Origin of the sequence: Streptococcus sp. 714 (assembly GCF_013277115.1) — a bacterium.
Classification (GTDB): domain Bacteria; phylum Bacillota; class Bacilli; order Lactobacillales; family Streptococcaceae; genus Streptococcus.
In genome coordinates this window covers 1-14015 of record NZ_VMMH01000001.1, presented here as the reverse complement: position 1 = coordinate 14015, position 14015 = coordinate 1, and the positions used below count along the sequence as shown (strand labels likewise).

The 14015-nt window shown below is 41.5% G+C and carries 12 protein-coding genes and 1 pseudogene; 1 reads left to right on the top strand and 12 read right to left on the bottom strand.

Annotated elements, in window-relative coordinates; translation table 11 throughout:
- Window positions 1-75: 75 nt before the first annotated feature.
- From alaS to budA, 11 genes and pseudogenes are all read right to left on the bottom strand, one after another.
- Window positions 76-2694 (bottom strand): alanine--tRNA ligase, encoded by a 2619-nt coding sequence (gene alaS, locus HT718_RS00065; RefSeq protein WP_173266460.1) that lies wholly within the window; start codon window positions 2692-2694, stop codon window positions 76-78.
- A gap of 20 nt (window positions 2695-2714) precedes the next feature.
- Window positions 2715-3200 carry an LURP-one-related/scramblase family protein gene (locus HT718_RS00060; RefSeq protein ID WP_031240394.1) on the bottom strand — a complete coding sequence of 162 codons (486 nt, stop codon included), beginning with the start codon at window positions 3198-3200 and terminating at the stop codon, window positions 2715-2717.
- A gap of 287 nt (window positions 3201-3487) precedes the next feature.
- A pseudogene (locus HT718_RS09490) lies at window positions 3488-3964 on the bottom strand (PASTA domain-containing protein); the annotation flags it as partial.
- 680 nt (window positions 3965-4644) lie between these two features.
- Window positions 4645-5550, bottom strand: a complete 906-nt coding sequence (locus tag HT718_RS00050; RefSeq protein ID WP_173266458.1) for a GIY-YIG nuclease family protein — start codon at window positions 5548-5550, stop codon at window positions 4645-4647.
- A 203-nt stretch (window positions 5551-5753) separates the two neighbouring features.
- Window positions 5754-6824, bottom strand: a complete 1071-nt coding sequence (locus HT718_RS00045; RefSeq protein WP_173266456.1) for an ABC transporter substrate-binding protein — start codon at window positions 6822-6824, stop codon at window positions 5754-5756.
- A complete protein-coding gene (locus HT718_RS00040; RefSeq protein WP_000712740.1) occupies window positions 6821-7594 on the bottom strand; it encodes an ABC transporter permease subunit in 774 nt (257 codons plus the stop codon). The genes HT718_RS00045 and HT718_RS00040 overlap by 4 nt, the downstream gene beginning before the upstream one ends.
- Window positions 7591-8397 (bottom strand): ABC transporter permease, encoded by an 807-nt coding sequence (locus HT718_RS00035; RefSeq protein WP_000753806.1) that lies wholly within the window; start codon window positions 8395-8397, stop codon window positions 7591-7593. Before HT718_RS00035 ends, HT718_RS00040 begins: the two co-directional genes overlap by 4 nt.
- Window positions 8378-9535, bottom strand: a complete 1158-nt coding sequence (locus tag HT718_RS00030; RefSeq protein WP_173266454.1) for an ABC transporter ATP-binding protein — start codon at window positions 9533-9535, stop codon at window positions 8378-8380. The genes HT718_RS00035 and HT718_RS00030 overlap by 20 nt, the downstream gene beginning before the upstream one ends.
- Window positions 9536-9694: 159 nt before the next feature.
- The gene (gene murB, locus HT718_RS00025) at window positions 9695-10600 is read right to left on the bottom strand and encodes a UDP-N-acetylmuramate dehydrogenase (RefSeq protein ID WP_173266452.1); all 906 of its coding nucleotides are present in this window, start codon (window positions 10598-10600) and stop codon (window positions 9695-9697) included.
- Between the two features lie 110 nt (window positions 10601-10710).
- Window positions 10711-11463 (bottom strand): YhfC family glutamic-type intramembrane protease, encoded by a 753-nt coding sequence (locus tag HT718_RS00020; RefSeq protein ID WP_173266450.1) that lies wholly within the window; start codon window positions 11461-11463, stop codon window positions 10711-10713.
- Window positions 11464-11472: 9 nt separating this feature from the next.
- A complete protein-coding gene (gene budA / locus HT718_RS00015) occupies window positions 11473-12204 on the bottom strand; it encodes an acetolactate decarboxylase (protein ID WP_173266448.1) in 732 nt (243 codons plus the stop codon).
- A 141-nt stretch (window positions 12205-12345) separates the two neighbouring features.
- Between budA and HT718_RS00010 the strand changes: the two genes are divergently transcribed.
- Window positions 12346-13620 carry a PLP-dependent aminotransferase family protein gene (locus tag HT718_RS00010; RefSeq protein WP_173266446.1) on the top strand — a complete coding sequence of 425 codons (1275 nt, stop codon included), beginning with the start codon at window positions 12346-12348 and terminating at the stop codon, window positions 13618-13620.
- A 137-nt stretch (window positions 13621-13757) separates the two neighbouring features.
- On the opposite strand, the gene HT718_RS09690 is transcribed toward HT718_RS00010, so the two are convergent.
- On the bottom strand, window positions 13758-14015 hold a 258-nt coding region (locus tag HT718_RS09690), incomplete at its 5' end, for an LPXTG cell wall anchor domain-containing protein (protein ID WP_173266444.1).

The following is a 14015-nucleotide window of genomic DNA, read 5'->3' as shown; positions in this document are numbered from 1 at the left end:
ACGAAGTCAGTCACATATAAAATCCAAGGTGAAGCTGACGAGGTTTGAATTTGATTTTCGAAGAGTATTGCTTGATTACAATTTACCTGCTACCGCATCCAACAATTCTTGGATTTTAGCTTGGTTGCTTCCTCCTGCCATGGCCATGTCTGGTTTACCACCACCACGTCCATCGACGATTGGTGCCAATTCTTTGACAAGGTTCCCTGCATGAAGGTCTTTTGTCTTGCTTGCTACAAGGACATTGACCTTATCACCGATAGCAGCAACTAGGACAAGCAAGTCAGAGTAGTCTTTTTGTTTCCAGTTATCTGCAAAGGTACGAAGGGCACCGGCATCTGATACAGACACTTGGCTAGCAATGTAACGGTGACCGTTGACTTCCTTAACATCCTTGAAGATGTCGCCTGCGGCTGCAGCTGTGGCTTTTTCTTTCAACTCAGCATTTTCTTTTTGCAATTGACGAAGTTGTTCTTGAAGTCCTTCTACCTTGTGAGGAACTTCTTTAAGTTGAGGTGCTTTAAGAGTTGCTGCAACAGCTTTAAGAGCGTCTTCTTGTTCACGGTAGGCTTCAAAGGCTTCCTTACCAGTTACTGCCAAGATACGGCGAGTTCCTGATCCAATCCCTTCTTCTTTGACAATCTTGAAGAGTCCAATCTCAGAAGTGTTGCCAACGTGGGTACCACCACAAAGCTCGATAGAGTAGTCACCGATAGTAACAACACGAACTTCTTTACCGTATTTCTCACCAAAGAGGGCCATAGCTCCCATTTCCTTGGCAGTGTCAATATCCGTTTCAACTGTCTTAACTTCAAGAGCTTCCCAAATTTTCTCGTTGACTTGCTGTTCAATCGCACGCAATTCTTCAGCAGTTACTGCTTGGAAATGCGTAAAGTCAAAGCGAAGGAATTCAACTTCGTTAAGAGATCCTGCTTGTGTTGCGTGGTTTCCAAGGATATTGTGAAGGGCAGCGTGAAGCAAGTGAGTCGCAGTGTGGTTTTTCATGACACGGTGACGACGATTTGTATCGATTGCCAAGGTATATTCTTGGTTCAAGGCAAGCGGTGCAAGGACGTCAACAGTGTGAAGAGCTTGTCCGTTTGGTGCTTTTTGAACATTTGTCACAGTAGCCACGACCTTACCTGACTCATCCAAGATTTGTCCGTGGTCAGCTACCTGTCCACCCATTTCAGCGTAGAATGGAGTTTCCGCAAAGATAAGTGAGGCAGTTCCTTCAGATACAGCTTCTACTTCTGCATTGTCAGCTACAATAGCTACCAATTTAGAAGACAATTGTGATGCTTCATAGTTAAAGCGGCTTTCCACTGTGATGTTTTGAAGGGTTTCATTTTGCATACCCATTGAGCCACCCTTGACAGCTGAGGCACGCGCGCGCTCTTGCTGTTCTTTCATGGCTGCTTCAAAACCTTCACGATCTACAGTCATACCAGCTTCTTCAGCGATTTCTTCAGTCAATTCAACTGGGAATCCATAAGTGTCATAAAGTTTGAAGACATCTGAACCAGCGATAACAGATTGACCTTTTTCTTTCAAATCTGCTACGATGCCTTGGGCAAAGTGTTGACCTGAGTGAAGGGTACGAGCAAATGACTCTTCTTCGCTCTTAACGATTTTTTCGATAAAGTCACGTTTTTCAAGCACTTCTGGGTAGTAGCTTTCCATGATTTTTCCAACAGTTGGAACCAGTTTGTAAAGGAAAGGCTCATTGATACCCAATTTTTGACCGTGCATAGAGGCACGACGGAGAAGACGACGAAGGACATAACCACGGCCTTCATTTCCTGGAAGGGCACCATCACCGATGGCAAATGAAAGAGAACGGATGTGGTCTGCAATAACTTTAAAGCTCATGTTGTCGCCATCTTGGTCATAAACCTTACCAGATAATCTCTCAACTTCACGGATAATCGGCATGAAGAGGTCCGTTTCAAAGTTTGTCTTAGCCCCTTGGATAACCGCCACCAAACGCTCCAAACCAGCGCCCGTATCAATGTTCTTGTGTGGCAATTCCTTGTATTCGCTACGAGGAACAGCAGGGTCTGCATTAAATTGTGACAAAACGATGTTCCAGATTTCGATATAACGGTCGTTTTCAATATCTTCTGCAAGAAGGCGAAGACCGATATTTTCTGGGTCAAAAGCTTCTCCACGGTCAAAGAAAATCTCTGTATCAGGTCCAGAAGGTCCCGCACCGATTTCCCAGAAGTTGTCCTCAATTGGAATCAAGTGGCTTGGATCCACTCCCACTTCAATCCAGCGGTTGTAAGAATCTTTATCGTCTGGATAGTAGGTCATGTACAGTTTTTCAGCTGGGAAGTCAAACCACTCAGGGCTTGTCAAAAGCTCATAAGCCCAAGTGATGGCTTCGTCACGGAAGTAATCCCCGATAGAGAAGTTCCCCAACATTTCAAACATGGTGTGGTGACGCGCAGTCTTCCCTACGTTTTCAATGTCGTTGGTACGAATCGCTTTTTGAGCATTGGTAATACGTGGATTTTCAGGGATGATAGTCCCGTCAAAGTATTTCTTAAGAGTTGCTACCCCAGAGTTGATCCACAAAAGAGTTGGATCATTTACAGGAACCAAACTCACTGATGGTTCTACTGAGTGACCTTTAGTCGCCCAGAAATCAAGCCACATTTGGCGTACTTGTGCACTAGATAGTTGTTTCATATTGTCTCCTTATTACTTATTTAATGTGATTGGCTTTCCAGCATTTCCACATAGTCAATCGCGACACAGAGGGAAATGACTAGGTCTGCATAAGCATCCTCAAGAACCGTTACGGTATAGGTAGAGGTCAGATGGAAGAGTTCTTTCCTGATTTCCGCAATCAGCTGATCGCGTTCATCCAGCAATTTGAAATCCAAATCCCAGATATTGCCCTCGATACGAAGACCCAGATTATCAAACTCATACTTATCTCGCCAGAAGGTCAACTTCTTACGAATGACAAAATTCGACCCATCCCTAAGCTGAATCTCAAAACGAGGCAACAAGGTCAAGATTTCTTTACTGATCTGACTGACCTGTTCACCATTAGCATCATATATGGTAAAGGTTTTGGGAATCTTAAAAAATGATCCCTCCACCTGATAGGCGATTTCCCCCCTGTCATCCTTGATAGCGAAGCGTTCGCCTCCAAGACGAAACTTTTGTTTGACAAGAAATGTTTTCATCAACACCTCCAAAAAACCAAAAGACAAGCTCACATCACGAAGGGCGAAAAACCGCGGTACCACCTTCATTCAATGAACTTGTCATTCTCTTATTCTTATGCAATTGTATGATTGAGTAGCATGATTTCCTAGCTTAGATGGCTCGCAGCACCGCCATTTCTCTGGACTAAGGCAACTGAAAATCAATTCTCAACTTTCCTTATTATAACGTTTTTTTAAGTCTGCGTCAACTGGAAATGATCCTTAACTAATAGTAGTGAGTTAGCTTTCTAAATTAACGTTTTAATTTATCTAGATCTACTTTGTGATGTTTGATGAGCTTTAGGCTTATAAATTGAAATTTTAACTCGTGTACGTTTCAAATCAACTTCCTCTCCTACTTTCGGACTTTGATCTACTACAGTCCCCTCCGATGTACCTTCAGGAGCAGTTGAAACTTCTACTCTTTCAATATGGGCTTCTTTAATACCAACAATGTTGATTAAATTATTTTTGGTAAACTCAAAACTTGAACCAATATAACTTGGCATTGTAGCGCTAGTTCGTTCTTTTGCAACAGTCAAAATAATATCGGATGAATCATTCAAATCATATAAAGTTCCCTCCGATAAACTCTGACGTAAAATTGTACCGGGAGAATATTCATCACTTTCTTCTTCCTCAACTTTTATATGATTCTCAGTAATTTTTCTACTCTTCAATTCTGATATAGCGTCAGATTTACTTAAACCAATAAGGTTTCCAATATATACTTTTGTAGCCTGTGGTCTAGAAGAGGCAGAACTTGTTGATGAAGTTTGTTTATCTTTAGATTTATTTCCACCAAGAGAAGCTTGCTTTGTAGAACTTGTGGAGGTTTCTGAATTAGATGATTGAGTTGATTGCTTAGTACTGTTATGAAATGATTTAGATTTGCTCATAGCTATAAAGAAAGTTCCAATTATCACTAATAAAAATAAGCTTATAACTATACCTAGAAACCACTTTATTCTATTGATTTTTTCTCGATGACGCTTTGCTAATTCTTCCTGTTCTTTTTGTCTTTCTTTTTCAAGAAGATACTGATTATACTCAGTTTCTGCTTCTGCTAAGAGTATCTGAATTCTCCCTCTCTCATCTTCAGTTTCAGCTTGGGCCCACAGTTTTTTTAAATCAAATATATTATCTTTAAATTGTTGCTCCTTACGTAATTCTAACTCTCTTTGATGTCGAGATTCCTCATTCCATTGCCTCTGACGTTCTAACTCATTTCTCTCTTGTAATGTCTTATTCTGCTTCCAAACAAGACGATTTTGTTCTTGCAATGCGGCGTGTTGTTTTTGATTAGATTCTTGTTGCTCCCATCTTTGTTGTTCTAGCAAATTATTTTGTCTTCTTAATTCTTGATTTCGTTCTGCATCTCGAAAATCTCTTTCCCAATTATTCAAACTATTTATACCTCCTCCTAATTGGCATTATAACCATGTTCTTTAGATTTTAATACTTTCTTCCAATATCGTTCACGTTGAAGTGCCTTTTGTTTTCCAACTTCATTCTTTGGAAAAATCTCTAATAAACTATATTGAAAAAACTTTTTAATATAACTTATTCCGTATTTTTCGACTATTTCACATAATCTTTTATTCGGATAACGATTTTCTTCCATTTCGGATTTATCATAGCCTTCACTTAAGTATGTAGACCATCTTCCGTAAACTCCATTATCTCCATAAGCAGAACCTACATAGAGTTTTCCTGTCTTAGCATCAGTAATAACATAAACACCATAAACAGCTGATAGATATTGTCTCCAAGAACTATTTGACCAATTTTTCTTTAATTCTTGATAAGAAAATGAGATATTTTCATAATCTGGAAAATGAGACGTTTGATTAAAATAGGAAATACTGCTTACAGATTCTACTACAACTGATTCAATTATTTTAGGATTAACATAAAACCATGATTGACCTGTATTAGTATGATTAACCAAAACCTTTTCTATAAACTTATCATACTCTTTTAATCGTTCAGCTAAAGCGAACTTAACATGATGGTTCCCATAGGTCACTTGCTTTATCTGACTATTCGTTTCTTTTATAAGATAGGCACCAACAAAAAGCCATTTATGATACTCTACCTCTATAAATTGAAACTGAATTTCATTTCTACGATTTCGACTTTTTTTATCTGAACCATTACTTAAAATCCATGGCAAAAAATCTTCAGATCCACTGATATAATCATCAACAAAACTATAATCATCCCAATTCTTGTTAAATCGTAACTTTATTCGATATCCTTTGTACTCCGATTGTGACAATAACTCATTGAATCTGAAAATATCCTTCAAATATATCTTTTCATTCATATTGTATTTCTCTTTTATTTATATTGAGAACTTTGCATAATCTCTCCTATATCATTATACAGAAGGTCTTAATAACGGTCAAGAGCTTAAATATTTTTGAAAAAGTTTATTAAGAATTGAATTTTTCAATTTCATACTGATACTTCCATCTGATTCAAAAAAAACGAACCAGCTTAACTGATTCGTTTTCATCCGTTTATCTCCTACTTCCTATACATTTTAAACTGTAGGAAGAGGTCGCTATATTTGCCTGTCCATTTATGGTCAAATTTTTCATAAACTTCTAGGTGTTTCATGGTTTCAGCATCTGGATAGAAGGATTTATCTTCTTTTTTCTCCTCTGGGAGCAATTCCTTAGCTGGTAGGTTTGGTGTTGAATAGCCGACATACTCCGCATTTTTGAGAGCATTTTCGGGTTTCAACATAAAGTTGATAAAGGCATAGGCAGCATCTTGGTTTTTGACTGTTTTGGGAATAACCATATTGTCAAACCAAAGGTTGCTGGCCTCAGTCGGAACCACATAGCGTAGATTTTCATTTTTTTCTAGCATTTGGCTGGCTTCACCAGAGAAGGTCACGCCGATAGCAGCATTGTTCTGAATCATGTAACCCTTCATCTCGTCCGCCACAATAGCCTTGATATTTGGAGTCAATTTATAGAGCTTGTCTACTGTCTCTTCTAACTGCTGGGGATCCTTGGAGTTGAGGCTGTAGCCTAGCGAATTGAGTCCTAGTCCCAGCACCTCACGCGCCCCATCAAAGAGCATGATAGAGTTCTTATACTCTGGCTTCCAGAGGTCGTCCCAATGCTCAGGCGCTTCATCGACCATGGTTTCATTATAGACAATTCCCAAGGTTCCCCAGAAGTAAGGGATGGAGAATTTATTGCCTGGGTCAAAGGACTGGTTGAGGAACTCTGGTCCGATATTTTCAAGACCTTCAAGTTTTGAATAATCCAGAGGTACCAAGAGGTCTTCGTCCTTCATCTTGTTAATCATGTATTCACTAGGAATGGCAATATCGTAGGTCGTTCCACCCTGCTTGATCTTTGTATACATGGCTTCGTTGGAATCAAAGGTCTCGTACTGGACTTGGATGCCTGTCTCTTCTGTGAATTGCTCCAAGAGTTCTGGATCGATATAGTCACCCCAGTTGTAGATAACCAGTTTTTGACTATCTCGGCTATTGATTTTACTGTCTAGATGAGTCGCAATTCCCCACAAGATTAGGATGATGGCTGCAATTCCTGCTAAAAATGAATAGAGTTTTTTCATGCTTGCTCCTCCTTCTCACGTGAGATAAAGTAATAACCAACAACTAGGATAATACTAAAGAGAAAGACGAGGGCAGACAGGGCATTGATTTCAAGCGAAATCCCTTTACGAGCACGAGAGTATATTTCGACTGACAGGGTTGAAAAACCATTTCCCGTTACGAAGAAGGTCACAGCAAAGTCATCTAGCGAATAGGTGAAGGCCATGAAATAACCTGCAATGATAGACGGAGTCAGGTAAGGAAGCATGATTTCCTTGAACATCTGAAATTGACTGGCACCAAGGTCATAGGCCGCATGAATCATGTCACCGTTCATTTCCTTGAGACGAGGCAAGACCATCAAGACCACGATAGGAATGGAGAAGGCTACGTGACTAGAAAGAACGGTCAAAAAGCCAAGTGAAAACTTGAGTTGGGTAAAGAGAATCAAGAAGCTGGCACCAATCATAACATCAGGCGCAACCATGAGGATATTATTGAGTGATAGAAAGGCTTCTTGGTATTTCTTACGAGACTGGTAGATGTAAATGGCACCAAAAGTCCCGATAATGGTCGCTATCAAGGCTGATAAAAATGCTAAGAAAAATGTCTGAGTCACAATCAACATAAGGCGACCATCGCCAAACATGGTTTTAAAATGGCTCAAGCTAAAGCCTGTAAAGCTATTCATGTCGTTGCCTGCGTTAAAGGCATAACCAATCAGGTAAAAAATCGGCAGGTAGAGGACAAGAAAGACCAGTCCCAGATAAAGGTTGGCAAATTTTTTCATCGTTCTCTCCTTTCCTTAGTCACCCACATGGTAATGAACATGGTCAGGATGAGAATCACACCGATGGTTGAACCCATACCGTAGTTGTCATTGGTCAGGAAGTTTTGCTCAATGGCTGTCCCCAAGGTGATAACGCGGTTCCCACCAATCAAACGTGTCAGCATGAAGAGACTCAAGCTGGGGATAAAGACCGATTGGACCCCACTTCTCACACCATTCATCGACAGAGGGAAGATGACATGTCGGAAGGTCTCCCACTTGGTCGCACCGAGGTCGTAGCTGGCATTGATGAGATTGTTGTCCATATCATCCAAGACATTAAAGATTGGCAATATCATAAAGGGAAGCTCGATGTAGCTTGCGACAAAGATAAAGGAGAAATCGGTAAAAAGCAACTGCTGTGAACCGATTCCGATAAATTCCAAAAATTGGTTAATAGAGCCATTCTGACCAAAAATCCCAATAAAGGCATAGGCCTTAAGAAGAAGGTTGATCCAGGTAGGCAGAATAATCAGCATAAGCCAGAGTTGACGGTGCTTGAGACGGGTCAAAAAGAGGGCTGTCGGATAACTGATAAGCAGGGTCACAAAGGTCACAATCCCTGCATAAAGCACAGAGTTAAAACTCATTTTTAGGTAGGTCAAGTTTTGTGACGCAAAGTAAGATTTATAGTTTTCTAAACTGAATTGTCCTTCAATATTGAAAAAGGATTGACCGAAAATCAAGACCAAGGGTGCCAACACAAAGAGTACAATCCAAAGCATGTAGGGCACTACAAAGAGTTTAGAGCTTGTTTTCTTCATCTCTTTCCTCCTCGATTGCATTGATCAGACCTGCTTCTTGCTCTTCGATTTCCACGTATTCTTCGATACGGGCATCAAACTCTTCTTCAGTTTCGTTGAGACGCATGATGTGGATGTCTTCTGGTTCAAAGTCCAGACCGATTTCCTCACCCACGATGGCCTTACGAGTCGAGTGGATCATCCATTCATTTCCAAGTTCGTCATAAGCGATAATTTCATAGTGCACCCCACGGAAGAGCTGAGTATCAACCTTAACTTGTAGCTTGCCTTCTTCAGGAAGGGTAATACGCAAGTCCTCTGGACGAATCACGACTTCGACTGGTTCATTTGGCTTCATCCCACCATCGACCGCTTCAAATCGCTTGCCGTTAAACTCAACCAAGTAGTCCTCAATCATGGTACCTGGCAAGATATTTGACTCACCGATAAAAGTGGCAACAAAGTGGTTGATTGGCTCGTCGTAGATGTCCACAGGAGTTCCAGACTGAACAATCTCACCATCATTCATAACGAAAATCCAGTCACTCATGGCAAGGGCTTCTTCCTGATCGTGAGTGACAAAGACAAAGGTAATGCCCAATCGTTGTTGCAGTTCACGCAGTTCGTACTGCATATCTGTTCTTAATTTCAAGTCCAGCGCTGACAGAGGCTCGTCCAACAAAACCACACGGGGTTGGTTGATGATGGCACGGGCAATTGCCACACGCTGACGTTGTCCTCCAGAAAGTTTACGGATGGAACGCTTTTCATAACCTTCCAACTGAACCATCTTGAGAACTTCCGCTACGCGTTTCTCGATTTCTTTCTTGTCAATCTTACGCAAGCGAAGTGGAAAGGCAACATTTTCAAACACATTCATATGTGGGAACAAGGCATAAGATTGGAAGACCGTATGGATGTCTCGCTTGTTGGTTGGGATGTCATTGATACGGACACCGTCTAGCATGATATCTCCTGTCGTCGCATCCAGTAAACCTGCAATAATGTTTAGGATGGTTGATTTCCCTGACCCAGATGCGCCTAAAAGGGTATAGAATTTCCCTTCTTCCAACTCAAAGTTGATATCTTTGAGAACCTTGGTGTTGCTGTCTTCAAAAACTTTAGAGACGTTTTTGAATTCGATAATTGGTTTTTTCAATTGGCATAAATTCCTTCTTTTTCATAGATTAACAGATCAGGGCTCTGTCAGGCCGCCACTACCTCTTGCAGGGAGTAAAACCACCTGCATATATCTTCGCTACCGATAGGCTTTCACCCCCTTTCCATGACATAGCAGCAGCTTTTCAACTACAGCATCCTACTTGCTTTCACCTAAAATACGAACCTCTCTCTCAAGAGTAACGCCAGAGTGTTCCTTGACTTTTTCGATCACAGACTCAATCAAGCCCTCGTAGTCTTTGGCCGTTCCGTCTGCTACATTGATCATAAATCCTGCATGCTTTTCTGACACTTCTACGCCACCGATACGGTAGCCTTTCAGGCCAGCTTCTGAAATTAACTGACCTGCAAAATGCCCTACTGGACGCTTAAAGACCGAACCACAAGATGGGTATTCCAAAGGTTGCTTGAGTTCACGTAGGTGCGTCAAGCGGTCCATTTCTTGCTTGATAACCTGATGGCTTCCTGGAGCTAGGGCAAATTTAGCTGACAAGACAACTGCACCAGACTCTTGAATGGCTGAATGACGGTAACCAAAAGCCAAGTCCTTGGCAGAAAGAGTTTCGATTTCTCCATCCTTGGTCAAGACCTTACAAGACTGTAAGATGTGGGCAATCTCACCACCATAGGCACCTGCATTCATGAAAACAGCTCCACCGACGCTCCCTGGAATGCCACAAGCAAACTCAAAGCCAGTCAAACTATGACGGAGGGCAATGCGAGTTGTTTCAATCAAGTTAGCACCAGCTTCAGCTTCGATAGTATAGCCATCAACGGAAACGTTATTGAGCTTGTCACACAAGATGACAAATCCACGAATCCCACCGTCACGAACAATGATGTTGCTGGCATTCCCAAGAACCATCCAAGGGATATTTTCTTGATTGGCAAATTTAACAACGCGCGCCAACTCAAAACGATTTCGTGGAAAGACCAAATAATCAGCCTCTCCACCTACTTTTGTATAACTATAGCTATGCAAGGGTTCTTTAAAACGGATATCAATTCCTTCTAAGATTTCAAGCATTTTTTCTCTTACAGACATGTCACTCTTCCTTTTACAAAATTCATTCCATTATACCATTTTTAAGACCATTTGACGACCCTAAAAAAATCTTGGGCTTATTTTAAACAAAAAAGAGGTTTCCCCTCTTTTTATGATTTTTTGCAAAAGATAGCCTTGGTTCCATAGGCAACCAGAACGAGCTCTAATGCTAAGACAACTTCCACCAAGACTGGATTGGTCAACCAGCCAACTTGGACTAGAGATGGTGCTAAGTCAAAGAAGGCATGTAGGCCATAGGCTGCTAGGAGATAAATCCATTTTTTCTGGCGAACAGCTTGGTAAACCCAAACTGTCAAAAGTAATTGGAAGCCCAGCGCCAAAATTCGTTCAAAACCAAGCAAATAAATTTGCCAGACAGATAGCGACTGGATGGTTTTCAACATATTGTCAGACAGCAATTTCATAACCTGTGGATTCTGAGTTTGAACTGCCGAAAGAACGATGTAGAGATTAAGCAAACTAGCAAGACCTAGGAAAATCAACTCCAAGCCACCATGTCCCAATCCATAGGCCAAGGCATCTGCTTTTTCCAAACTTCTCTTTTTCTCCAACCATTTGAAGAAAACAAGGCGAGCTGTTTCCTCAAAAAAGGCTGCCATAGCTAATCCATAGAGGATATAGACAAGCGGATGATCCTGCAAGAGGGCAATACTACCGTCTTTTTGAGGATGCAAAACCAAGATATGTACCAGTTTTTCCAAAAGCTGTGAAGAGACAAAGAAGGCGACAGCCCCCAAGCCCAAGACAGCTAGATTAATCTGGTATTTCTTTTTGGCATACCAAATGCTCCCTATCAAGAAAGCCAGCAACAGCACCATGGTAATAATAATATGAATGGTCATTTTCTTCTCCTATTCTGCCTTTTCAATATCTTTTCTCATCTCTTCAACATTGAACTTAGCAAACAAGTATTGACGGTCTTGTACTGGGAAACGTTGGTCCAATTGGTCAACAGCTCCCACCTCGATAATGCCTTCCTTGATGACAAAGTCCATGACATGTCCACCGAAAGTCAAATCATCTGAGATAAAGTGCAGATGGTAGCCTGCCACACTGACTCCATGGAAAATCTCTGGCGTCCAGAAACCAACGATGGTTCCCAACACATTATCACGACTATATTCAGGTTGGTGGGTTGCGACATCAGCAAACTTGGTATCTGGTGTCGACTTGGGAATCATGCGCACATGCATATGTGAAAATTCCCCCCGAATTTTGATAGAGCGGAAAAGATTTTCCCCATCATAATAAGACTCAATCCGTTCTTCCAATTCCTTGTCTGTCATCTCAAAGCGCTGGCGGAAAATGACCTCTGCCTGGTGCGGTACTACTGCAGCGTAAGGAATAAGGGCATCTGGCGACACTTCAACAATTTCTGGTTGCTCTCCTGATCCTTTGGCCTGATAAGCCTTGCCATCCAAGACAATCAATTCCCCATCAATAGAATCCAAGGTTCCCAAACCAAGGTCACCATGCTCTAGCAATTCTCCTACTGTCATGGTACCACCATAAAGGCCGGCCATCAAGGCTCCAAGGGTATTGTATTGAAATAATTTCACTGGTTCCTGCACGTTCTTATCCATTCACTTTCTTGTCTGTTATTCTATAAATGTTACTCCTAAGTATACCACATTTGCCTCTAGATGTGAACGAGAGAAACACTCTAAACATTGCCAAGAAGGAAAAAAAAAGGTACAATGTAACAAAATCAAGGGAGGTCTGGAATGAAGAAACAAAGCAAGTACCAAGAGGTCGTTTCCTATCTAAAAAATGGTATCGAGTCTGGACGCTTTCCGACGGGAAGTCGCCTGCCTTCTATCCGTCAACTGAGCCTTGACTTTCACTGTAGCAAGGATACCATTCAACGAGCCCTGCTTGAATTACGGCACGAACAATACCTCTATGCCAAGCCCCAGAGTGGCTACTATGTCCTAGAACAAGGGCAACATCAGGATCTAGAAATCGAGGTTACGGACGAACATGCCAGTGCCTATGACGATTTCCGACTCTGTGTCAATGAAACCTTGATTGGCCGGGAAAACTACCTCTTCAACTACTATGACAACCAAGAAGGTTTAGAAGACTTAAGACAATCCATTCATAAACTGCTCTTTGACCAAGCCCTTTACTGCAAGGCTGACCAACTGGTACTGACTTCTGGAACCCAACAAGCCCTTTTTATCCTCTCTCAAATTTCCTTCCCTAGCCAAGCAAAGGAAATCTTGGTGGAACAACCGACCTATCATCGGATGAATCGCCTCTTGATTGCTCAAGGTCTGGACTATCAAACCATTGAACGAGGCATTGATGGGATTGACTTGGAGGAGCTGGAAAGTCACTTCAAAACAGGAAAAATTAAGTTTTTCTATACCATCCCTCGTTTTCACTATCCTCTGGGGCATTCCTATTCTGAGCAGGACAAACGAGCTATCCTTGACTTAGCTACCAAGTACGGTGTCTATATCGTAGAGGACGACTATCTGGGGGATTTGGACTCCAAGAAGGGCCAAACCTTCCACTATCTGGATACAGAAGAGCGCGTTATTTATATCAAGTCCTTCTCAACCAGCCTCTTTCCAGCTCTGCGGATTACAGCACTCATTCTGCCAAATACTATCAAAGAAGCCTTTGTAACCTACAAAAATATCCTAGACTACGACAGCAACCTCATCATGCAAAAAGCCCTGTCACTCTATATTGACAGTCAATTGTTTGAGAAAAATCGTCTGGCTCGCTTGAACAATCAAGAAACTTACCAAAAACAAATCGAGGAAAGCTTAACTAAAACACCTTGTCCCCTTCCTCATTTTCCTCTTCACGATGGTGTATTGCTAGACCTGAGACAGTATCCTAAAATCGCCAGTCTCAAGCACAGTCAACTGGGCTTGGACTTCTTTGAAAAGGCATACTTGGATGTCTGCCCTTATCAATTTGCCAAGGTGCCCTTAGAGAACCTGGAAAATGTTTTAAACTATTTAAAAGAGTCTGGGATAAAATAGTTCTCAGCCACAAAAAAGCTAGAGATTTCCAATTGCGGAACTCTAGCTTTTTAATTTATGTGACTTTCAGTCCCAAACTCTTTGCTAGCAAACCCATAGAATCAAGATTCTCAAGTTTGCTTTATCAGAGTAATGTTTTACTCTTCTTCCTTGCGTTTTTTAGCGAAGAGAAGTCCACCTGTAACTGCTGCAAGTAATACAAGACCAAGGGAAGCGTTAGATTTCTCTGTCCCAGTATTTGGCAATTCTTTTGCTCCTGCTTTCTTAGTTGATGGGTTCACTACTGGAGTAATTGCTGGATCTTTAGTTGCTACTTTTGGTTCGTTCTTATCCGCATCACTACGTGGATCTTTTACAGTTACTTTAACTGGAACTTCATCCTTAGAGCCATCTGG